Below are 21743 nucleotides of genomic sequence, written 5' to 3'. Positions count from 1 at the left end.
TTTTCAGACGCGCAAAGGACGCTGTCGATTCCGATTTAAGGAATTATGCAGTGGTCAGAGCGCCTTGGCGTTTTCCAGAAGCCGGCGGATATATTCGAGTGTCAGCTCGCGCTCGAAAACTCGAAACCCTTTAAACAGCGCAAGGTCGGCCTCGCGCGCGGTCTCGATTGCCTCGGCCTCCATGGCGCGGGCCTTCGGCGTCAGGAAGAGCAGTTGCGCCCGCTTGTCGGATGGATGCGGCCGGCGTTCGATCAACCCGTCTCGGACCATGCGCGAAAGCGTATTGGCCATGGTCGCCTGTTCGATATCGACCCGCTCGAGAAGCTGTTTCTGGGTCAGCCCGTCCTCGGCCCAGAGTTCCAGCAGAATGGGGAACTGGCCCGGAGAAAAACCGAGCCCAACCGCGCGCTGGTGCAGCGAGCGGGCAAACCCTTTCGCCAGCTGGCTGGCAAGGTAGGCTCCCGAATCCATGCGGTTAAATCCCATGATTGCAAGTTAGGCTCAAAACCATGCCGGAGACAATGCAGCAAATCGCATACGATGCTCCTAAACATGCAAGCGGCGATCAGAATTTCGAGTGCCTGGTAAAACAAAAGTCGCCATGGCCTGGAGGTTGGCCATGGCGACTTTAAAGTGGGGACAAAGGCCCGGAGAGGGGGATAAGGCCTTTGTCCAAGCCTGACGCGGCGGGGGACAAGCCGGTGATCAGACCCGCGACGCAATCAAGCGCCGGTGACATCGATTTGTGGCTCAGAATGTGGTTTTTCAAGGGAGGGCCGTGGTTACAAATCGGTAACAGTTTGGTGAGCCGGAATCCGTGCCGTACAATTCCTGAGATCGGAATCGATGGAAGGATAAAATTATGCAGCAACGCCAAGTGCTCTGCGTCCTTTGCGCGTCCGAAAAGACGTGCGGCGCTGTGTGACGCTCCGAACGCCATAATCCTTTCCGCGCGCCGAATTTTATGCCGAACTCTATATGGACCTCGTCCCATGCCCGCGCTATCCATGCACGCATGAAAAAAGGCGATCACCTCTTCCTAGTCGATGGTTCCGGATTCATCTTCCGGGCGTTTCATGCATTGCCGCCGCTGACCCGCAAGACCGACGGCCTGCCGATCGGCGCTGTGTCCGGTTTCTGCAACATGCTGTGGAAGCTGCTGAGGGATGCGCGCAATACCGATGTCGGCGTGACGCCGACCCATCTTGCCGTCATCTTCGACTATTCCGCCAGGACGTTTCGCAAGGATCTCTACGACGCCTATAAGGCGAACCGATCTGCGCCGCCGGAAGAGCTCATCCCGCAATTCGGCCTCATCCGCGAGGCGACCCGCGCCTTCAATCTGCCCTGCATCGAGACCGAAGGCTTCGAGGCCGACGACATCATCGCCACCTACGCCCGCCAGGCCGAAGCGACTGGCGCCGATGTCACCATCGTCTCCTCCGACAAAGATCTGATGCAGCTCGTCAGCCCCAATGTCCACATGTATGACAGCATGAAGGACAAGCAGATCGGCATTCCTGATGTCATCGAGAAATGGGGCGTGCCGCCGGAAAAGATGATCGATCTGCAGGCGATGACCGGCGATTCGGTCGACAATGTTCCCGGCATTCCCGGCATTGGCCCGAAAACCGCCGCCCAGCTTCTCGAGGAATACGGCGATCTTGATACGCTGCTCGAACGCGCCGCCGAGATCAAGCAGGTCAAGCGCCGCGAGACGATCCTCGCCAATATCGACATGGCCAGGCTCTCGCGCGACCTCGTGCGGCTGCGCACCGATGTGCCACTCGATCTCGATCTCGACGCGCTGGTGCTGGAGCCGCAGAACGGCCCGAAGCTGATAGGCTTCCTGAAGACGATGGAATTCACCACGCTGACGCGCCGCGTCGCCGAAGCCTGCGCTTGCGATGCCGGCGCCATCGAACCGGCGATCGTCCGCACCGAATGGGGTGAGACGGCCCGCGGCCCGGATCTCGATGCGGCCGAGCCCGAGCCCGTTGCCGGCGGCATCCCCGACGTTTCGGGTGAATCCGTGCCGCTGCCGCCGCGCGCGAAGGCGAAGACCGCCGTCGAAGGCGCCTTTTCGCCCGCCGATCTTGCCAACGCTCGGGCCGAGGCCTTTGCGACGCTGCCCTTCGATCATTCGGCCTATGTCACGATCCGCGACCTGGCAACGCTCGACCGCTGGATCGCCGATGCGCGCGCGACCGGCCTCGTTGCTTTCGATACCGAGACCACGTCGCTGGATGCGATGCAGGCCGAACTCGTCGGCTTTTCGCTGGCGATCGCCGACAATACGGCCGATCCCACCGGCACGAAGATCCGCGCCGCCTATGTGCCGCTTGTCCATAAGAACGGCGTCGGCGATCTGCTCGGCGGCGGCCTTGCCGAAAACCAGATCCCGATGGGCGATGCCCTGCCGCGGTTGAAGGCATTGCTGGAGGACGAAGCGGTTCTCAAGGTCGCCCAGAATCTGAAATACGACTACCTGCTGTTGAAGCGCTATGGCATCGAGACCAGGAGTTTCGACGACACGATGCTGATCTCCTACGTGCTGGACGCCGGCACCGGCGCGCATGGCATGGACCCGCTCTCGGAAAAATTCCTCGGCCATACCCCGATTCCTTACAAGGACGTGGCGGGCAGCGGCAAGGCGAACGTCACCTTCGATCTGGTCGATATCGACCGCGCCACCCACTATGCCGCCGAAGATGCCGACGTGACGCTGCGCCTCTGGCTGGTGCTGAAGCCCCGGCTGGCGGCGGCGGGATTGACCAGCGTCTATGAACGGCTGGAGCGGCCGCTGTTGCCGGTACTGGCACGCATGGAAGCGCGCGGCATCACCGTCGACCGGCAGATCCTGTCGCGCCTCTCCGGCGAACTGGCCCAGGGTGCAGCAAGGCTCGAGGACGAGATCTACGTGCTGGCCGGCGAGCGGTTCAACATCGGCTCGCCGAAGCAGCTGGGCGATATCCTGTTCGGCAAGATGGGCCTTGCCGGCGGCAACAAGACGAAAACGGGGCAATGGTCCACCTCCGCGCAGGTGCTCGAGGATCTGGCCGCCGCCGGTTTGGAGCTGCCGCGCAAGATCGTTGACTGGCGCCAGCTCACCAAGCTGAAATCCACCTATACCGACGCGCTCCCCGGCTATGTCCATCCGGAGACCAAGCGGGTCCACACCTCCTATTCGCTGGCATCGACGACCACGGGGCGCCTGTCCTCCTCCGAGCCGAACCTGCAGAATATTCCGGTTCGCACCGCAGAAGGCCGAAAGATCCGCACCGCCTTCATCTCGACGCCTGGCCACAAGCTGATCTCCGCCGACTACAGCCAGATCGAACTGCGCGTGCTTGCCCATGTCGCCGAGATCCCGCAGCTGACCAAGGCTTTCGAAGATGGCGTCGACATCCACGCCATGACGGCGTCGGAAATGTTCGGCGTGCCGGTGGAAGGCATGCCGGGCGAGGTGCGCCGCCGCGCCAAGGCAATCAATTTCGGCATCATCTACGGCATCTCGGCCTTCGGCCTCGCCAATCAGCTTTCGATCGAGCGTTCGGAAGCCGGCGACTACATCAAGAAGTATTTCGAGCGTTTCCCCGGCATCCGCGACTATATGGAAAGCCGAAAGGCCATGGCGCGCGACAAGGGTTATGTCGAGACGATCTTCGGTCGCCGCATCAACTATCCCGAAATCCGCTCGTCCAATCCTTCCGTGCGCGCCTTTAACGAGCGTGCGGCGATCAACGCGCCGATCCAGGGCTCGGCTGCCGACGTCATTCGCCGGGCAATGATCAAGATAGAGCCGGCACTTGTTGAAGTCGGCCTTGCCGATCGCGTCCGCATGCTGCTGCAGGTGCATGACGAACTCATCTTCGAGGTCGAGGACGAGGATGTCGAAAAGGCGATGCCAACAATCGTCTCGGTCATGGAAAACGCCACCATGCCGGCGCTGGAAATGCGCGTGCCGCTAAGGGTCGATGCCCGCGCCGCCACCAATTGGGACGAGGCGCACTAAAGCATGTCGCGCAAAAGTGTGCAGCGGTTTTGCGACAACGACATGCGTGGAAATAAAGCCTAAAGCGGCAGCAGCGAATCTGAAAGATTGCGACGCGCTTTAGAGCGCCTCCCCAAAAATCGCAAAGATTTTTCTCGCCGCCAGAACTCATTGAAAGTGCAGCGATTTCTCTCCCGGAGTCGTATCGGAACGATACGGCAGGAAGGAACTTATTAACCTTCCTTTTCTATCCCGGTAGGGTCGTAATTTGCAAAGCATGAGTGAGTAGCGGACGCATGCGTTTTCCCAGAACCAATTTGACGGATGCCGGAGATTTTTCCAGCGAGATTGAAACGGACCTTCCGGAGGAAAACCCAGGGGAGAAGCCGGCGGCACCCATCTGGCAGAGCAACTTTTCCCTCGCCCCGAATGTCCGTTTCACCCGCACGCCGGAAACGCTGATCAGCAGGCGGCGCGCGCCGAATGAGCCCGTTCGCGATGATTCGCAGATTGGACAGCAGGCGATACGGATAGAGCCGGTTGCCGTCGATGTGCCGTTCGATATCTATCTGCCAGGGCCGGACGAAATTTCCGTAGCACCGCAGAGGGTCGAACTGCAGCAGTCACCTTTGCTTGACGAGCCCGGCGCGCCGGCTTTCCGCGCCAGCGCCGAGCTTTCTTCCATTTCGGATTTCGCCTTCTGGGAAGTCATGGCCTTCGAAGAGGCCGAGCCGGTTCGCGCGCCGCCGTTGATATCGTTCCCGAAGACCGAGACCTCGCCCGAATCGATCACGTCGCTGTTCCGGATCATGGAATGGCGCCCCGGCCGGCCGGCAACCGCTCCCGTCGCCTCCCGCCCGGCCCCGCAGCCCGCCGCGGTCTCCACGAAGGTTGCCGTGCACCCTGCGGCCGCCCCGTCCTTGGAAAAGCCCAGGCGCATTATTGTCGAGGCACCGGTCATGCTGGCACCTCAGCCCGCGCCAGCCACTCAGGTCACGCCAACCCCTCAAATTGCATCAGCCCCTCAGACAGCACCAGCGCCGCAGCGCACGCCGCCCGTCGCCGCGGTTCTGCCGTCGCCGCGCCTGGCCGCGAGGCCCGAAAGGATCCACGCATCCGGCTATGAATTCCCGCCGCGTGCCCTGCTGCAGGAACCGCCGGAACGCCTCGGCGAGATCATGTCGCAGGAGACGCTGGAGCAGAATGCCGGGCTTCTGGAGAGCGTGCTGGAGGATTTCGGCATCAAGGGCGAGATCATCCATGTCCGTCCCGGCCCTGTCGTCACCCTCTACGAATTCGAGCCGGCGCCGGGCGTGAAATCGTCGCGAGTCATCGGCCTTGCCGATGATATCGCCCGCTCGATGTCGGCGCTTTCGGCCCGTGTGGCCGTCGTCCCCGGCCGCAACGTCATCGGCATCGAATTGCCGAATGTCACGCGTGAAACCGTTTATTTCCGCGAGATGATCGAGAGCCAGGATTTCGAGAAGAGCGGTTACAAGCTGGCGCTCGGCCTCGGCAAGACCATCGGCGGCGAGCCTGTCATTGCCGAGCTCGCCAAGATGCCGCATCTGCTCGTCGCCGGCACGACCGGTTCCGGCAAGTCGGTCGCCATCAACACGATGATCCTGTCGCTGCTCTACCGCATGACGCCGGAACAGTGCCGCCTGATCATGGTCGACCCGAAGATGCTCGAACTGTCAGTCTATGACGGCATCCCGCATCTGCTGACGCCCGTCGTCACCGATCCGAAGAAGGCGGTCATGGCGCTGAAATGGGCCGTGCGCGAAATGGAGGAGCGCTATCGCAAGATGTCGCGCCTCGGTGTCCGCAACATCGACGGTTACAACGACCGCGTCGCCCAGGCCCGCGAAAAGGGCGAGACCATCCATGTCATGGTCCAGGTCGGCTTCGACAAGGGCACCGGCACTCCGATCGAGGAAAGCCAGGCGCTGGACCTGACGCCGATGCCCTATATCGTCGTCATCGTCGACGAGATGGCCGACCTGATGATGGTCGCCGGCAAGGACATCGAAGGTGCGATCCAGCGCCTCGCCCAGATGGCGCGAGCCGCCGGCATCCATCTGATCATGGCGACACAGCGTCCGTCGGTCGACGTCATCACCGGCACGATCAAGGCGAACTTCCCGACCCGCATCTCCTTCCAGGTGACCTCGAAGATCGACAGCCGCACCATTCTCGGCGAACAGGGCGCCGAACAGCTGCTCGGTCAGGGAGATATGCTGCATATGCAGGGGGGCGGGCGGATTTCCCGCGTCCACGGTCCCTTCGTCTCGGATGTCGAGGTCGAAAAGGTCGTTGCTCATCTGAAGACCCAGGGCCGCCCCGAATATCTCGACACCGTCACCGCCGACGAGGAGGAAGAGACGGAAGAGGAAGAAGCCGGCGCCGTCTTCGACAAGAGCGCCATGGCTTCCGAGGATGGCAACGAGCTCTACGAGCAGGCGGTCAAGGTCGTCATGCGCGACAAAAAATGCTCGACCTCCTACATCCAGCGCCGCCTCGGCATCGGCTACAACCGCGCCGCCTCATTGGTGGAACGCATGGAAAAAGAAGGTCTCGTCGGCCCGGCCAATCACGTCGGCAAGCGCGAGATCGTATCGGGACGGGGCGACGGCGAGTAATCGCCGGCGGCCAAGGCGTCTGACGAATTGCTGTTTACATCCTCAAGGCAGCCAGCCGAACCGTCTCGCTGACAAACCCGGTCTTCCCGCCGGTATAAAAATCCCAATCGCCGTCTGCCTCCGCAGCCAGCCGGCGTTTCAGATCGGCATAGGCCCTGGCCCTCTCGGGGTGATCCCTGAGATAGTCGCGAAACAGAATGCGGTCCCGATGCGCGCGATTATTAGGCCCGCAAAGATAAAGCCTGAAGCCATAACCGCGATGATCGCAGGTGAAGGCCCATCGTTGCTCTCCAGTATCGCCGTGGAAGACGAAGTCGCAGCGCGCACGATCTCGATCGCCGCCGGCAGGAAGGCGTCGGATATCATCACGGCATCGAGGTCGATCTTCGGCTTGGCCGGCAGGCCAGGCACCGACGTGCTGCCGATATGATCGATGGAAAGCAGGCGGTCGCCGAGCAAGGCGGAGACCTCGGTGCTGATCTCGGCAAACAGCCGCGGCCAAGAGGGATCGTAGTCGACCACCTTGATGGCGCGCATGCCCTTCCTCTCGATCTGTTCAGGGCGCCTTGGTCAGCAATCCGTCGAGGATCTCGATCATCTTCTGCTCGGCCTCTTCGAGCGAGCCGCTATTGTCGAGCTCCACCACGTCGTATTCGCCACGCACCGTCAGCGGTCCGCGGGCAAGCCGGGCCATGATATCTTCATGCGTCTCGCGTCCGCGCGCCTCCAGCCGACCGGCGAGCACTTCGGGGCGGGCGGTGACGTTGATGACTTTCAGCCGCGGGAAGGCGGCCTGGAAGCGGTGAAGCGCGGAGCGCGAGCCGTTGGCGACGACGACATGGCCTCTCGACAGCGCTACCGAGACCTCGGCCGGAATGCCGTATTTCAGGCCGTGCGCTTCCCACCAGACGGCGAAGGAGCCTGACTGCTCCATGGAGGCAAAACCTTCGAGGGAGACGGAAAGATGGTCTTCACCGCCGGCGTCACGGTGACGGGTGATGACCCGGCGGACGAAATGCACATTGTCGCGGCCCTTGAAACGCCGGGCCGCGAGGTTCATCAGCGTGTCCTTGCCGGCACCGCTCGGTCCGACGACGACGACCATGATGCCGCGCTCGGCTCCGGCTCCGGGGTGGGGTTCGTGCGGCATCATGCGACACGGCGTCCCTGGCGCCAGACGGAGCGCGTCACCGGCACGCCGTGCGAACGATGGACGCGGACAAGATCGGCGCGCAGCCCCGTTGCGATCCGGCCGCGGTCATCGAGGCTGACGGTACGGGCGGGCGTCGACGTCACCATGGCGATCGCCTTCGGCAGGCTGATGCTCTCCACCTCGTCGGCGAGGATGAAGGGCGCATGCAGCAGGCTGAGCGGTACGTAGTCGGAGGAAAGCACGTCGAGCACGCCCATCTCGGCAAGGTCGCGGGCGGCGATATTGCCGGAATGCGACTTGCCGCGCACGATGTTCGGCGCGCCCATCAGCACGCTCATGCCATGTCCGTGCGAGGCCCGGGCGGCGTCGAAGCTGGTCGGGAATTCGGCCAGGCGCACGCCGTTGTCGATCGCCTCGTCGACATGGGAGAGCGTCGCATCGTCATGGCTTGCCACGGTAATGCCGCGCTCGGCGCAGACCTTGGCAATGGCGTTGCGATGCGGCGTCGAATTGCGCGCCGATTCTGCCTGGCGCTTGGCGACGAAACGGGCAAAAGCCTCGTCGCTCAGGCCCCGCTTCTTCTGGTAGTAGAAGATATATTGATCCATCGTCTGGAATTGCCGTTGGCCGGGTGCATGATCCATCAGCGAGACGAGCCGCACATGCCGGTCGCTTTCGAAATCGGCGAAATGTTCGAGCACATTGTCGGCCGAGACCTCGCAGCGCAGGTGGATGAGGTGCTCGGCGCGCAGCCTGCCTTCCGTCTCTGCCGACTGAATGGCATCGGCCATCTCGCGCATCTCGCCATGTTCGAAGCCGCCATCCTCGTCCGCCCCCATGCGCAGGCAGTCGAACACCGTGGTGATGCCTGATGTGACGATCTGGGCGTCATGCGCCTGGATGGCGGCGGTCTTGTTCCAGCGGATGCCGGGACGCGGCTGATAATGGCCTTCGAGATGATCGGTGTGCAGCTCGACAAGGCCTGGAATGATGTAGTCGCCTTCAAAATCTTCGCCGGCTACCGAGTTACCCTCGGAGATATCGGCGATCTTTCCATCGCGGATGAGGATCGAGCCCGAGAGGATGTCGTCCTCGAGAACGATGCGGGCGTTGGAAAACACGGTCTCTTTGCTCATGTCGTCAGGTCTTTCAGCTTTTGGCACCGGCAAGCGGCAGCCAGGAATGAACTTTGAACGGGGCGCCGCGCGTCTCCTCGATGAAGACGGCAAGGCCGGAAATCAAAAGCGGCCGGCCGGTGAAATCGGCAAAACGCTCGGTCAGGATCGCTTTCATCACCTCGGCGCGTGTCTCGGGCACCTGGCCGCTCAGCGTCATGTGAAAGCCGAAATCCTCCATGACGTAAGGATAACCCCAGCGCTGCAGATGAGCGCGCTGGCTGTCGCTGAGCTTCTCCGGGTTGCGCCGCGCCATGTCGGCTTCGGAAAGCGCTGCGCGGAACGGTTCGAACGACCTTACCACCTTCGCGGCGAAATCCTGAAGAGGTTGATGAAGAGAACCGGGAACGAGGGCAAAAAAACGGCCGAGTTGCCCAAGCACGAGTTCAGGAATCTCGAAGGCTTGCGTGCGCTGGGCAAAATCCTCGGCAACGGTCATGAGATCTTTCTCGGTGACGGAGGAGGCGAGCGAAAACGGTGCCTTGATCGTGGCGTGAAAGCCGTAGCGGCGGGGGTCGGCGGTGAGCTCGAACTGTTCTGCAGCACCCAGCTGCTCATATTCCGGTGCAGGATAAGTCTCGCCGGTGAAAGCATTGCGGCCGAGCCAGAGCGAGGCCGCGCCGGTCAGGGGATCATCCTTCGGCGGCGAGAAATAGAGAGCGTAGCGCAAGGCTTTTATCCTGGGGATCGTCCAAACGGGGGAGCGCACTGTGCAGTGATTTGGCGGCGAACCGCAAGCAGGCTCCCGGCTAAAAGATTTCCGTGACAGAATGATGATGGCGTCAGTTCGTCAGTGGCCCTTTTTTCCCATCACGCGCGAACGCAGCGCATTCGAGAGGTTGTCGAAGGCGAAGACCACGAGGAGGATTAGCAGGACCATATAGGCGACTTTGTCCCAGTCCGAATTGGTCTTCATGGATTCGAGCAGCTTGAGGCCAATGCCGCCCGCACCGACGGCGCCGATTACGGTTGCCGAGCGGGTATTCGATTCCCAGAAATAGAGCGATTGCGAGATGAACACCGGCAGGACCTGAGGGATGACGCCATAACGTTGGACGGCCACCGGTGCCGCGCCGACCGATCTCACGCCCTCACGCTGCTTGTCGTCGATGTTCTCAAGCGCTTCGGCATAGACCTTTCCGAGCGCGCCCGTATCGGTGAAGAAGATCGCCGCGATGCCTGGAAGCGGCCCTGGGCCGAATGCACGGGTGAAGAACAACGCCCAGATCAGCATGTCGATCGAGCGCAGGAAATCAAAGAGCCGCTTTGTGCCCCAGTTCGCAGCGCGGCTGCGCGTGATGTTGCGCGCGGCGATGAAGGCAAGCGGGAAAGCGACCAGCGTGCCGAACAGCGTGCCGACAAAGGCCATGACCAGCGTCTGCATCAACTTCGACAGGATGTCGCCATGCTGCCAGCTTGCATTGTTCAGGAAGTTGTCCAACGCCAGCGAGGCATTGGACTGGTTCGGATCGAGTCGTTCGCCGGAGAACATCAGGCCGACGACCTCAGGCAGGCTGCGGCCCCAGAAGGGCGAATGCGTATCGAAGAAGAAGTTTGCCCAGCCGAGGAAGCGGCGCTGGACATAGACCTGGTTGGTACGGATTTCCGCCTGTCCCGCGAAGCCGTAATAGACGTTCACCTTGTTGTCGTCTTGCTCCATCTGGGCAGGTGCATCGGACGGCAGGGAGGCACGATCGCGGGTGATGGTCACGGGATAGAGTTTGCCGTCGATATAGACGTCGACTCGGCTCGGCGTCACTTCCATGCGGTTGCCGGCGCTGCCGAAGGTGACGGTGTATCGGCTGCTGTCGGCATTGGGCTTCAGCCAGTTGATATCGGCGCCCTCGGGATACTGGCGGCGGCTCGTCCATTGGGGGACGACCTGGTCGTTCTGGAAACGCAGGCGCGGCTGGGCGCGCCAGGAATACCAGTCCTGGACATAGATCGCCGCGCGGTCCCAGTTGCCGTTCACGAAGGTGGGGATGACGTTGAAGAAGGCGAAGCAGAAGGCAAGGTAAACGAAGACCGCTGCTGAAATGAGGAGCAGACCCCAGCGCTGCATGAAGCTGCGATGGAAGACGTCCGGATAGGCGGAAAGCAGTCGTTCGCGCTCGGCGGCGTTGATGGTCGGAACAGAGGACATCAGGCTGCTCCCTGTCCGAATTCGAGGGACTGCTTGCCGATCAGCCGGCGGCGCAGCCAGGCAGAGAATTGGTCGACGCAAATGACGGTGATCAGCAGCAGGATGATGATCGCATAGGTCTTGGCAGCATGGTCGCGTCCGATCGACAGGCTGAAGACCTCGCCTATGCCGCCGCCGCCGACGGCGCCGATAATAGTCGAGGCGCGCACGTTGATCTCAGTCCGCAGCAGCGTGTAGGAGACGAAGTTCGGCAACACCTGCGGCAGGATCGCGAAGCGCACGCGCTCCAGCCAGCCGGCACCGGCGGCGCGCAGGCCTTCATCCGGCTTCATGTCGGCATTCTCGACGACTTCGAAGAACAGCTTCCCAAGTGCGCCGACAGTATGGACCCATACCGCGATGATCGCCGAAATCGGACCGATCGACAGGATCGCGGCGAGAAGACCGGCGACGACGATTTCCGGGAAGGCGCGCATGATTTCCATGATGCGCCGCACGACCCAGCGCGTCACGCCAGCACCGACCAGATTGGTGGAAGCGAAAAAGCAGAGCAAGAACGCGCCGCTCGCACCGAGAATGGTGGAGACGATGGCGATGTTGAGCGTGATCGCGAGCTGGTAGAAGAAATTCGGGATGTAGAAACTATCGGTGATCCAGACGCGGTCGCTTGTATAGTCGTATTTGATCGAACCGTCGGAGAAGGGCGACGGCAGGTCGAACATGGCGCGGAAGATCTCCAGCGGACTGTCCGGCACGAAGCTCTTCATGAAGTCGAAGAAATAGGGAAGGCGCTCGAAGAACTTGCCCGAATTGGCACTGTTGGCGAAGTCGAGCGAGGCGCCGAGGATGATCAGGAAGACCACGATTGAAACGACGGTATAGATCCGCCGCGTTCGAACCTGGCTCTGATAATGATCGAGGATGGTGCGGGAGCCCTCCTGCAATTCACTCAGAGAGTCCGCGCCGGCCGAGTGCGCCATATGTGGCTTCCTTCTTGAAAAAACGGCGGCATCATCATGATGCCGCCGCAAGACTGTTCAGACTGAGGATCAGCCGCCGATAACGGCCTTACGGGCGTCGATGATCGTCTGGTAGAAGCTCTGGTCGACCGGCGCCCAGTCAACGTAGCCGCCGCCCGTGAACGATTCGAAGCAGCTCTTGTCTGTCTTCGGCAGTTCGGCGAAGTAGGTGGTAACCTTCTTCTGGAGGTCGGCCGGCAGCTTCTGGGAAACCATCAGCGGACCGTTCGGGATGAGCGGCGACTTCCAGACTTCGACGATATCGTCCATGTCGAGCAAGCCCTTGGTGACCATCTGGTGCAGGTTGCCGGAGGAGTAGCCCTGCGCCCAGTCGCCCTGACCGGAACCGAAGGTGGTACCGACGTCGAACTTTTTGTCGAGAACGCCGAGAACGAGGTTCTCGTGGCCGCCGCCGAAGCCGGTTTCAGAGAAGTACTGCTTGACTGGAGCGCCGGTGTCCTTCGGAAGGGCAACGTTAGGAACAAGGTAGCCGGAGGTAGAGTCCGGATCAGCGAAGCCGAGCTTCTTGCCCTTGGCGTCGGCGAGCGTCTTGATGCCGGAATCCTTGCGGGCAACCATGATCGAGTAATAACCGGTCGAACCGTCGGCCTGCTTGGTGGTCAGAACCGGGGTGACGGCGTTTGGATCCTTGATATAGATCGCGGCGTAAGAGGCGGCGCCCATGACGGCGAGGTCGATCGTGCCGCCAAGGAGGCCCTGGATGACGCCGTTGTAATTCGGCGATGGGAAGAGCTGAACTTCGGAAACGCCGGTGGCAGCGATCAGGCCCGGCTTGACGCACTCGGTGCGGCGAACCTGGTCGGCTTCGTTTTCACCGCCATCGAGACCGATGCGGAGGACCTTGACGTCCTGGGCAGCAGCATTGCCGGCGAGGGCGGCGACGGCGATGGTTGCCATCAGGATCTTGCGGAATGCAGACATGGAAGTCTCCTTTTGTGACATGGTTTGTTTGTCAGTTATTTTTCCGACCGTTGTCCCGTCGGCCGGAAACGGGTCAGTGCACGGCGGCTGCTTTGGCCACCCTGCCGGATGAGACATCCTCGGCGCGGCGTTTGGATTCGAGGCTGGTCGAGGTGAGCGTTTCGTCGATGCCGGCGCCGTCCTTGTCGGTCCCGTAGATTTCCTTCACCGCTTCGGCGGTCAGCTCCGAGGGCTGGCCGTCGAAGACGACGCGGCCGCCGGCCATGCCGACGATGCGCTCACAATAGTTGCGGGCGGTGTCGAGCGTGTGAAGGTTGGTGATGACGGTGATGCCCTCGCGCTCGTTGATATCGCGCAGCGCATCCATGACGATCTTGGCGTTCAGCGGATCGAGCGAGGCGATCGGCTCGTCGGCGAGAACCATTTTCGGGTTCTGCATCAGCGCCCGGGCGATCGCCACGCGCTGCTGCTGGCCACCGGAAAGCGTGCCGGCTGCCTGCAGCGCCGTCTGCTCGATGCCGAGACGTTCGAGTGCTGCGATGGCATGTACGCGTTCCTCGCGGGTGAAGATGTTGAGCAGGCTCAGAAGCGTCGAGCGGTGGTTGAGGCGGCCGAGCATGACATTGGTGAGAACGTCGAGGCGCGGCACCAGGTTGAACTGCTGGAAGATCATCGCGCAGTCGCGCTGCCAGTTGCGCAACGCCTGGCCGCGAAGCCCGGAGACCTCGACACCGGCGAAATGAACGGAGCCGGAGCTCGGCTCCTGAAGGCGGTTGATCATGCGCAGCAGCGTCGACTTGCCGGCGCCGGAGCGCCCGATGATGCCGACCATCTGGCCCTGGGGAATGGCAAGCGTGACGGAATCGACAGCGAGCTTTTTTCCGAAACGACGTGTGACATTCTTCAGCTCGAACATCATGCTCTTCCCTTGCGATCCAGGCCTTGATCAGCATCGCATTAGTCTCGCTTGATGAACCTCGCATGTCATATTTGTGTAAGTCCTGTCACAATTCTTCGCCCCTATATCGGGGGTTTTAACCGCCGTAGCGGGACAGGAAATCTTCCGCGTCCAGGTTGCGAAAATCCTCGAGCGCCTGGCGCAGCCGGTCATGCTCCCAGTCCCACCACGAAAGCCTGTCCATCCGTTCGCCGACCTCTCTTGGAAAGCGCTCGCGAATGAGTTTGGCCGGTACGCCGCCAACGATCGTATAGGGCGCGACGTCCTTCGAGACTACGGCGCCGGCTCCGATCACCGCGCCGTTGCCAATGTTGACGCCCGGCAGAATGGTCGCCCCGTGGCCGATCCAGACGTCGTTGCCGATCGTCACGCGGTTTGCGCGCCGCCAGGCGAAGAAGTCCGTTTCCACGTCGCCGTCCGGCCAGTAGTCGGCGGCGCGATAGGTGAAATGATGCAGTGTCGCGCGCCAGGTCGGATGGTTGGTGGCGTTGATGCGCACGGCGGCGGCGATATTGACGAACTTGCCGATCGTCGCACACCAGACGGAGCCATCCTGCATGATGTAGGAATAGTCGCCGAAGCTGGCCTCGCTGATGCGGCAGCGTTCCGAGACCTCCGTATAGCGCCCGAAGGTGGATTCGCTGACGGTTGCCGTTTCATGAAAATAGGGCTCGATACCCAGCTTGCGGCTCATGCAGCGATCTTTCTGGGTGAGAACTGCTGGACGTCGAGGATGCGGTCGGCGACGGCTTCGCGCACTTCTTCGTCGTGGAAGATGCCGAGAAGGGCCACACCCGCCTTCTTCTTTTCCGCGATCATGCCGACGACGACGGCACGGTTCCTGGCATCGAGCGAGGCCGTGGGCTCGTCAAGAAGCAGGATCGTGTGCTCGGTGATGAAGCCGCGCGCGATATTGACGCGTTGCTGCTCGCCGCCAGAGAAGGTTGCGGGCGGAAGCTGCCAGAGCGTTTCCGGCAGATTGAGCCTGGCAAGCAGGGCGCCCGCCTTTTCCCGTGCCGTGACGGCGTCCTCGCCGCGTGCCACCAGCGGTTCGGCAACCACGTCGATCGCCGCGACGCGCGGCACGGTGCGCAGGAACTGGCTGACATAACCGAGTGTATTGCGGCGGACGTTGAGCACGGTGCGCGGATCGGTGGAGGCGAGATCGACGATGCGTCCGTCGTGGCGAATGAGGATCTGGCCGGTGTCGACGGCATAATTGCCGTAGATCATCTTGAGCAGCGAGCTCTTGCCGATGCCCGATGGGCCACCGAGCACGACGCATTGGCCCGATGCGACGGAGAAGGCGACATCGGAGACGACGGGTAGCTTGATGCCGTCGCGCAGATGCATGGTGAAGCTCTTCGAGACTTCGGAAACGACGAGAGGCGTTGCCATGATTTCTTCTTTCTAGGGCAATTCCAGGAAAAGTGTGAAGCGGTTTTCCGTCCGGAATTGCGTAAAAACAAAAGGTTAGGGCGGTTCTGCGCTTCCTTCAGACCTGCAGGATCGAGGAGACGAGCAGCTGCGTATAGGGTTCGCGCGGGTCATCGAGCACGCGGTCGGTGAGCCCGTGTTCGATGACGTAGCCGTCCTTCATCACCATCATCCGATGCGAGAGAAGGCGGGCGACGGCAAGATCGTGGGTGACGATGATGGCCGAGAGACCGAGATCGTTGACGAGGCCACGCACGAGATCGAGCAGGCGCGCCTGAACCGAGACGTCGAGGCCGCCGGTCGGCTCGTCCATGAAGACGAGCCGTGGGCCGGTGACGAGGTTGCGGGCGATCTGCAATCGCTGGCGCATGCCGCCGGAAAAGGCGCGGGGCTGGTCGTCAATGCGGTCGGCGTCGATCTCGACGCGCTCCAGCCAGTCGATCGCCGAAGCGCGGATCTTGCCATAGTGCCGATCGCCGATCGCCATCAGCCGTTCGCCGACATTGGCGCCGGCAGAGACGGTCATGCGCAGGCCGTCGGCAGGGTTCTGATGCACGAAGCCCCAATCGGTGCGCATCAGGAAACGCCGCTCGGCCTCGTTCATACGATAGAGGTCGCGGTAGCTGCCGTCGCGCATGTGATATTCGACGCTGCCGGTGCTCGGCAACAGCCGGGTGGAGAGGCAGTTGAGCAGCGTCGTCTTGCCGGAGCCGGATTCACCGACGATGGCGAGCACTTCGCCGGGCCAGAGCTCGAAGGAGACGTCGCGGCAGCCGATGCGGTTGCCGTAGAATTTCGAAACGTCATGGACTTTGAGAAGCGGGGTATCGCTCATTCTGCAGCCTCCCGGGCCAGCATCTCGCCGGCATGTCCGTGCGCGCGGCGGTCTTCGCAATGATCGGTGTCGGAGCAGACGAACATGCGCCCGCCCTTGTCGTCGAGAACCACTTCGTCGAGATAGACGTCCTCGGCGCCGCAAAGGGCGCAGGGTTTATCGAAGCGCTGGATATCGAAGGGGTAATCCTCGAAATCCAGGCTGACGACGTCGGTATAGGGCGGCACCGCATAGATGCGCTTTTCGCGTCCGGCGCCGAAGAGCTGCAGCGCGTCCGACATATGCATCTTCGGATTGTCGAATTTCGGCGTCGGCGACGGGTCCATGACATAGCGGCCATGGACCTTCACCGGATAGGCGTAAGTCCGCGAGATGCGGCCGTTATGGGCGATGTCCTCGTAGAGCTTCACATGCATGAGGCCGTATTCTTCGAGCGCATGCATCTTGCGGGTCTCGGTCTCGCGCGGCTCGAGGAAGCGCAGCGGCTCGGGGATCGGCACCTGGTAGACGAGCACCTGCCCGACCCCGAGCTTTTCTTCGGGAATGCGGTGGCGCGTCTGGATGATCGTCGCATCCTTGGTATGCGTCGTCACCGCGACATTGGCGACCTTCTGGAAGAAGGCGCGGATCGAAACGGCGTTGGTCGTGTCGTCGGCGCCCTGGTCGATAACCTTCAGCACGTCATCAGGTCCGATGATCGAGGCCGTCACCTGCACCCCGCCGGTGCCCCAGCCATAGGGCATCGGCATTTCGCGTGAGGCGAAGGGCACCTGATAGCCGGGAATGGCGATTGCCTTCAGGATCGCCCGGCGGATCATCCGCTTGGTCTGTTCGTCGAGATAGGCGAAGTTGTAGCTGGCCAGATCGGTCATTCGGCGGCTTCCTTCATGTCTTCGCCACCGTTGCGGGCGGCTTCGAATTCGCGGCGCATGCGGCGGACGAGATCGAGTTCGGCCTGGAAGTCCACATAATGCGGAAGCTTCAGGTGCTCGACGAAGCCCGTCGCCTGGACGTTGTCGGAGTGCGAGATGACGAATTCCTCGTCCTGTGCCGGCGCGGTGATATCCTCGCCGAGCTCTTCGGCTCGAAGCGCCCGGTCGACCAGCGACATCGCCATCGCCTTGCGCTCACTCTGGCCGAAGACGAGGCCGTAGCCGCGGGTAAATTGCGGCGGCGCCTTGGCCGAACCCTTGAACTGGTTGACCATCTGGCATTCGGTGATCTGGATGGTGCCGAGCGACACGGCGAAACCGAGTTCCGGCACGTCGAATTCCACCTCGACGTCGCCGATGCGGATTTCGCCGGTGAAGGGATGGTTGCGGCCATAGCCGCGCTGGGTGGAATAACCGAGTGCCAGCAGGAAGCCCTCGTCGCCACGGGCAAGCGCCTGCAGGCGCAGATCCCGGGTCATCGGGAATTCCATCGGCTCGCGGGTCAGGTCGCCGATTTCGTGATCTTCCGGCATGTCGCCGTCGGCCTCGATCAGGCCCTCTTCGCCGAGGATTTCGGAGACGCGCATGACGCGGCCGGTCTCGGCTGTGCGCTGAGCGGGCATCTCTACCGCCTCGTCCGAAAGCAGCGAGGGATCGAGCAGCCGGTGGGTATAGTCGAAGGTCGGGCCGAGCAGCTGGCCGCCCGGCAGATCCTTGTAGGTCGCCGAGATGCGGCGTTCGATCGTCATATCAGCTGTGTCGAGCGGCTTCGAATAGCCGAAACGCGGCAGCGTCGTGCGGTAGGCGCGCAGCAGGAAGATCGCCTCGATCATGTCGCCCCGCGATTGGCGGATGGCAAGGGCTGCGAGCGTGCGGTCGAAAAGCGAGGCCTCGGCCATGACGCGGTCGACGGCGAGCGCCAGCTGCGCCACGATCTGTTCGATACCGATCGCCGGCAGCGAACGGTCGCCGCGGCGGCGGTCGGCGAGCAGGCGGTGGGCATTGGCAATGGCGGCCTCGCCACCCTTGACGGCAACATACATGAGCTCAGATCTCCGTTGCTGTGATCTTGGTGGTGCGCGGCAGGCAGAGGAAACGCTTGCCCGCCGTCAGCACGATGTCGACGCCGCGCGGAAAGAGCGCGCGGTTCTCGGTCCAGAGCCGCAGGAAGGTCTCCGGCAGGCCGATAGGCGCGATCTCCGCCACGCTCTGGATGCCGGGACCCATCAGCGCCAGCCTGCGGCCGCCTTCGAGTTCGGCGAGTTCGATGATGAGGGTCGTCGAGCGGTCGGGATATTCCTGCGTGCCTGATGCAAAGAGGCCGAAGGAGGAAAGTGCGGTGCCGGCTTCGGTGAAGGCAAAGCGCGCTTCGGCCTTTTCGGTGGTCAACGGCGCGCCGGTATGGAAGCCGAACCACTCCGGCACGGCGGATCTCGCCAGTCCCTGGGAAAGCCAGACGGGTGTGTCGTGGTCGCAAAGCGTCAGCGCGATCGTGCCGGCGGCGATGCCGAGCGGTGCCGGCGGAGCGACGTCGGGCTGAACCGTCTGGATCGTGCCGGGGCAGGCCATACCGTCCATCAGCATCTTGAACACGCTTTGGGAATGGAAGACCGGCTCGGCAAAGCCGCCGGTCAGAGCTTCTGTCTTGAGGCCCATCAGTTGTCTCCCCGCACCATGGTGAAGAAATCGACGCGGGTTGCCGCCGTCTCGTCCGCCTTGCGGCGCTGGGCATCGGCGATCCGCTCAGTGATCGGTAAAAGCAGGGCCTGTTCGACGAAGTCCTTCGTCGCATCCTCCTGCCAGAGTGCGTCGAAGATCGCCGCAAGCCTGGCCTTTTCGCGGTCGGTGCCGAGCGCCTGTGCATGACCAATCGAGCCGGTGTCGAGCCGGACCGTCGCCCGCGTCACGGTCACTTCGCCGAGATTGAAGGGAGCGCCGCCGCCGCCGATGCGTCCGCGCACCATCACCAGCCCGGTTTCCGGTCCGCGCACCTGATGGGCCACAGGCTTTTCCGGCAGCGCATCGAAGGCCGCTGAGAGTTCGCTGCGTTCCGCACGCGCCAGCAGATCGGCGGCGCGTTTACGCCCGGATGCCGTCTGTGACGCAGCGTCTGTCCTGTCCGCTGATATCATCGCCGCTTCCCTTAAAATGTCTATTGATATAGACAACCATACAAGATACATTTAGCTCTAAATCGATGTCGTGACAAGCGTGTGACATCGTGAGTTAAATGGGCGGGCAGGGGTGGAATGGCGGGATTGAAGCAGGTGCAAAGGCAGACCGGCGTGGCGCTCTGGCGCCAGATCGCCGATCGGATTCGCGAGGCGATCAGCAACGGAGCCTATGACGAAACGGGAATGGTGCCGCCGGAAACCATGTTGGCGCTGCAATTCGGCGTCAACCGGCATACGGTGCGCAGCGCGCTGGCGGCGCTGGCGCAGGAAGGTATCGTCCGTGCGGTACAAGGTCGCGGCACGCTGATCGAGCGCAAGGAGCGGCTGAATTTCCCGATCACCAGGCGCACGCGTTTCACCGCCGGCATCGGCGATCAGGCGCGTGAAATGCGCGGCCTTCTGCTCGATGAGGCGAAGGAGGAGGCGAGTGCCGAGATCGCCCGCTGGCTGGGCCTTAAACAAGGAGAACAGGTGATCCGCCTGGAAACATTGCGCCAGGCAGACAAGCGGCCGGTTTCAAGGGCGACGAGCTGGTTTCCCGCCAAGCGCTTTGCCGGTATCGGTGAGGCTTACCGGACGGAGGAATCGATCACCAAGGCTTTCGCCGAACTCGGCCTGCCGGACTACGTCCGGGCGACGACCGAGGTAACGGCAGCCCATGCGAGTGCAGCCGATATGGCGGACCTCGAACTCACCCCCGGCGCGATCCTGCTGATCGCCAAGGCGATGAATACCGATCTTGAGGGTGTGCCGGTGCAATATTCGATCAGCCGCTTCGCGGCCGACCGGGTCCAGTTCACCATCGAGAACTGAGCGCCTTTCCCCGCCGAAGCGGGGAAAGATCAGCTGAGATCAATGCGCGCCCGACATGTCGCCGAGCACTTCCTTGGAAGCGACGGTGGAATCCGCCTTCAGCTTGTAGACCATCGGCACGCCGGTCGCGAGGTTGAGGGCGAGCACGCCTTCTTTGCTCAGCTTGTCGAGCACCATCACCAGCGAGCGCAGCGAATTGCCGTGTGCGGCAACCAGCACCTTCTCGCCCCTGAGCACGCGCGGCAGGATCTCGGTGAGGTAGTAGGGCCAGACGCGGGCGCCGGTGTCGCGCAGGCTTTCACCGCCGGGAGGCGGCACGTCATAGGAGCGGCGCCAGATATGCACCTGCTCCTCGCCCCATTTGGCGCGTGCATCGTCCTTGTTGAGGCCGGAGAGGTCGCCGTAGTCGCGCTCGTTCAGTGCCTGGTCGCGGATGGTCAGGAGATCGGGCTGGCCGACCTTGTCGAGGATGAGCTTCAGCGTGTGCTGCGCACGCACCAGAACCGAGGTGTACGCGACGTCGAATTTGATCCCGTATTCGGCGAGCGCCGCCCCGCCTGCATTGGCTTCCTGGACGCCGAGATCGGTCAGATCGGGATCCTTCCAGCCGGTGAAGAGATTCTTCAGGTTCCAGTCACTCTGGCCGTGGCGAACGAGGACGAGGGTACCGCTCATGAATATGCCTCCGTAGTATCGTTATGAGGAAGTGAGCCCGAGCACATCGAGCATGGAATAGAGACCCGGCTTCTCGTCGCGCGCCCAAAGCGCCGCCTTGATGGCGCCGCGCGCGAAGATCGAGCGATCGGCCGCACTGTGCGACAGGGTGACGACTTCACCCTCGCCGGCAAAAAGCACGGAATGCTCGCCGATGACCGAGCCGCCGCGCAGCGTCGCAAAGCCGATGGTGCCCGCTTCGCGGGCGCCGGTATGGCCGTCGCGCACTCGGACCGATTGCGAGGCAAGATCGATGCCACGCCCCTTTGCCGCAGCCTCGCCGATGAGAAGAGCAGTGCCGGAAGGCGCATCCACCTTGTGCTTGTGGTGCATTTCCAGGATCTCGATATCCCAGTCATCAGGATCGAGCGCACGCGCTGCCTGCTCTGCGAGCACGCTGAGCAGATTGACCCCGAGGCTCATATTGCCCGACTTGACGATGCGGGCATGGCGGGCCGCCGCCGCGATCTTGGTATTGTCGTCGGGTAAACAGCCCGTCGTGCCGACGACATGGACAATGCGGGCCTGCGCGGCGAGGCCTGAGAATTCCACCGTTGCGGCAGGCGAGGTGAAGTCGAGCACGCCTTCGGCATCGAGAAAGGCGTTGAGCGGATCGTCGCCGATGATGACACCGGTCGGGCCGAGACCGGCGATTTCGCCGGCATCCTTGCCGACGAAGGGCGAGCCGGCGCGCTCGACCGCGGCATGCAGGTTCACGCCCTCGATCGAATGGATGAGCCGGATCAGCGTCTGCCCCATGCGTCCTGCTGCGCCAACCACCACCAGTTTCATCGCAGCATCGCTCATCTCAG

At 62.4% G+C, this 21743-nt stretch carries 20 protein-coding genes and 1 pseudogene; 3 read left to right on the top strand and 18 right to left on the bottom strand.

What is annotated here, in order from left to right; all coding sequences use genetic code 11:
• Window positions 1-54 precede the first annotated feature (54 nt).
• A complete protein-coding gene (locus FFM53_RS12490) occupies window positions 55-471 on the bottom strand; it encodes a MarR family winged helix-turn-helix transcriptional regulator (protein WP_003583451.1) in 417 nt (138 codons plus the stop codon).
• 544 nt (window positions 472-1015) lie between these two features.
• On the opposite strand from FFM53_RS12490, the gene polA reads away from it, so the two are divergent.
• Together polA and FFM53_RS12480 are read left to right on the top strand one after the other, a co-directional pair.
• Complete coding sequence (polA, locus tag FFM53_RS12485) at window positions 1016-4015, top strand: DNA polymerase I (RefSeq protein WP_138388502.1); 3000 nt, start codon at window positions 1016-1018, stop codon at window positions 4013-4015.
• Between the two features lie 275 nt (window positions 4016-4290).
• On the top strand, window positions 4291-6636 hold the full coding sequence (locus tag FFM53_RS12480; protein ID WP_138388501.1) for a DNA translocase FtsK: 2346 nt from the start codon (window positions 4291-4293) through the stop codon (window positions 6634-6636).
• 34 nt (window positions 6637-6670) lie between these two features.
• On the opposite strand, the pseudogene FFM53_RS12475 reads toward FFM53_RS12480, so the two are convergent.
• The 15 genes and pseudogenes from FFM53_RS12475 to phnG all read right to left on the bottom strand — a co-directional run bounded on the left by FFM53_RS12475 (window position 6671) and on the right by phnG (window position 19362).
• Window positions 6671-7173 (bottom strand): annotated as a pseudogene (locus tag FFM53_RS12475) (GrpB family protein).
• Between the two features lie 19 nt (window positions 7174-7192).
• On the bottom strand, window positions 7193-7789 hold the full coding sequence (gene phnN / locus FFM53_RS12470) for a phosphonate metabolism protein/1,5-bisphosphokinase (PRPP-forming) PhnN (protein ID WP_138332111.1): 597 nt from the start codon (window positions 7787-7789) through the stop codon (window positions 7193-7195).
• Complete coding sequence (locus FFM53_RS12465) at window positions 7786-8925, bottom strand: alpha-D-ribose 1-methylphosphonate 5-triphosphate diphosphatase (RefSeq protein WP_138388500.1); 1140 nt, start codon at window positions 8923-8925, stop codon at window positions 7786-7788. Before FFM53_RS12465 ends, phnN begins: the two co-directional genes overlap by 4 nt.
• Window positions 8926-8938: 13 nt before the next feature.
• Window positions 8939-9634, bottom strand: coding sequence for a DUF1045 domain-containing protein (locus FFM53_RS12460; protein WP_138388499.1), 696 nt, complete (start codon window positions 9632-9634; stop codon window positions 8939-8941).
• A gap of 120 nt (window positions 9635-9754) precedes the next feature.
• Window positions 9755-11107: a phosphonate ABC transporter, permease protein PhnE gene (gene phnE / locus FFM53_RS12455; RefSeq protein WP_138388498.1), complete on the bottom strand. Its 1353-nt coding sequence runs from the start codon at window positions 11105-11107 to the stop codon at window positions 9755-9757.
• Entirely contained in the window at window positions 11107-12087 is a 981-nt protein-coding gene (gene phnE, locus FFM53_RS12450) for a phosphonate ABC transporter, permease protein PhnE (protein ID WP_138388497.1), read from the bottom strand. The genes phnE (FFM53_RS12455) and phnE (FFM53_RS12450) overlap by 1 nt, the downstream gene beginning before the upstream one ends.
• A 69-nt stretch (window positions 12088-12156) precedes the next feature.
• Entirely contained in the window at window positions 12157-13068 is a 912-nt protein-coding gene (gene phnD, locus FFM53_RS12445; protein WP_138332115.1) for a phosphonate ABC transporter substrate-binding protein, read from the bottom strand.
• A gap of 73 nt (window positions 13069-13141) precedes the next feature.
• The gene (gene phnC / locus FFM53_RS12440; RefSeq protein WP_138388496.1) at window positions 13142-13984 is read right to left on the bottom strand and encodes a phosphonate ABC transporter ATP-binding protein; all 843 of its coding nucleotides are present in this window, start codon (window positions 13982-13984) and stop codon (window positions 13142-13144) included.
• Between the two features lie 118 nt (window positions 13985-14102).
• Entirely contained in the window at window positions 14103-14720 is a 618-nt protein-coding gene (locus tag FFM53_RS12435; RefSeq protein ID WP_138388495.1) for a DapH/DapD/GlmU-related protein, read from the bottom strand.
• Window positions 14717-15424 (bottom strand): phosphonate C-P lyase system protein PhnL, encoded by a 708-nt coding sequence (gene phnL, locus FFM53_RS12430; RefSeq protein ID WP_138388494.1) that lies wholly within the window; start codon window positions 15422-15424, stop codon window positions 14717-14719. The genes FFM53_RS12435 and phnL overlap by 4 nt, the downstream gene beginning before the upstream one ends.
• Before the next feature lie 97 nt (window positions 15425-15521).
• Complete coding sequence (phnK, locus tag FFM53_RS12425; protein WP_003544413.1) at window positions 15522-16298, bottom strand: phosphonate C-P lyase system protein PhnK; 777 nt, start codon at window positions 16296-16298, stop codon at window positions 15522-15524.
• A complete protein-coding gene (locus FFM53_RS12420; protein ID WP_003544415.1) occupies window positions 16295-17170 on the bottom strand; it encodes an alpha-D-ribose 1-methylphosphonate 5-phosphate C-P-lyase PhnJ in 876 nt (291 codons plus the stop codon). The genes phnK and FFM53_RS12420 overlap by 4 nt, the downstream gene beginning before the upstream one ends.
• Entirely contained in the window at window positions 17167-18273 is a 1107-nt protein-coding gene (locus FFM53_RS12415) for a carbon-phosphorus lyase complex subunit (protein WP_138388493.1), read from the bottom strand. Before FFM53_RS12415 ends, FFM53_RS12420 begins: the two co-directional genes overlap by 4 nt.
• 4 nt (window positions 18274-18277) lie before the next feature.
• Window positions 18278-18886: a phosphonate C-P lyase system protein PhnH gene (gene phnH / locus FFM53_RS12410; protein ID WP_138388492.1), complete on the bottom strand. Its 609-nt coding sequence runs from the start codon at window positions 18884-18886 to the stop codon at window positions 18278-18280.
• Window positions 18886-19362: a phosphonate C-P lyase system protein PhnG gene (gene phnG / locus FFM53_RS12405; protein ID WP_003544420.1), complete on the bottom strand. Its 477-nt coding sequence runs from the start codon at window positions 19360-19362 to the stop codon at window positions 18886-18888. Before phnG ends, phnH begins: the two co-directional genes overlap by 1 nt.
• Window positions 19363-19479: 117 nt before the next feature.
• Here phnG and phnF point away from each other — a divergent pair, with 117 nt between their 5' ends.
• A complete protein-coding gene (phnF, locus tag FFM53_RS12400) occupies window positions 19480-20217 on the top strand; it encodes a phosphonate metabolism transcriptional regulator PhnF (protein WP_138388491.1) in 738 nt (245 codons plus the stop codon).
• A 39-nt stretch (window positions 20218-20256) separates the two neighbouring features.
• Here the strand turns inward: phnF and FFM53_RS12395 are convergent, their stop codons facing one another.
• Both FFM53_RS12395 and dapB read right to left on the bottom strand, forming a co-directional pair.
• Complete coding sequence (locus FFM53_RS12395; protein ID WP_138388490.1) at window positions 20257-20892, bottom strand: 2,3-bisphosphoglycerate-dependent phosphoglycerate mutase; 636 nt, start codon at window positions 20890-20892, stop codon at window positions 20257-20259.
• A gap of 21 nt (window positions 20893-20913) precedes the next feature.
• Window positions 20914-21738, bottom strand: a complete 825-nt coding sequence (gene dapB / locus FFM53_RS12390) for a 4-hydroxy-tetrahydrodipicolinate reductase (protein WP_138388489.1) — start codon at window positions 21736-21738, stop codon at window positions 20914-20916.
• Window positions 21739-21743: the final 5 nt, after the last annotated feature.

The organism is Rhizobium indicum, from assembly GCF_005862305.2.
In the GTDB taxonomy this organism is placed as follows: Bacteria; Pseudomonadota; Alphaproteobacteria; order Rhizobiales; family Rhizobiaceae; genus Rhizobium; species Rhizobium indicum.
Note: the sequence above shows the minus strand (reverse complement) of the source record. Positions and strands in the feature narration are given on the sequence as shown.